Annotated in this window: 1 protein-coding gene; it reads right to left on the bottom strand. The window is 52.7% G+C overall.

Annotation, left to right across the window (positions count from 1 at the left end; translation table 11 throughout):
* Positions 1–44: 44 nt before the first annotated feature.
* Positions 45–320, bottom strand: a complete 276-nt coding sequence (locus ACYVRA_RS08965) for a pyrroline-5-carboxylate reductase dimerization domain-containing protein (protein ID WP_461252366.1) — start codon at positions 318–320, stop codon at positions 45–47.
* Positions 321–446 lie beyond the last annotated feature (126 nt).

Genomic DNA, 446 nt, shown 5'->3' with positions numbered 1-446 from the left:
AGGTCTTGGGGTTAATGTGACAAGGAGCGTTTCCAACGTGCATCTCACGCTTTTATTACAGTGCCTCGAAATGCGCGCGCTTCTGAGTCGGTGATGCCGGCTATTGTGGTTCCGCCGGGGGAGGTTACCATGTCTTTTAATTCTCCCGGATGTTTTCCTGTTTCCTGAACCATTGCGGCGGAACCCAACACTGTTTGGGCGGCGTAGCGGAGGGCCTTGTCTCTTGGCAAACCTGCGCGGAATCCGCCGTCAGCTAACGCTTCTATGAATAAATAGACAAACGAGGGGCCGGAACCTGAAAGGCCTGTAACGGCGTCCATGAAACGCACGTCAATTTTATCGATAATGCCCGCGCCGCCTAAGATTTATTCAAGTTCCGATATACTCTGCGCGGAAACTTCTGGCGAGGCTGACAGAGGTATCAATCCTTTGCCACTTAACGCCGG

The sequence above is a fragment of the Treponema sp. R8-4-B8 genome (assembly GCF_054786175.1).
The sequence above is the reverse complement of the archived record's forward strand: the minus strand, read 5'-3'. Positions and strand labels throughout refer to the sequence as shown.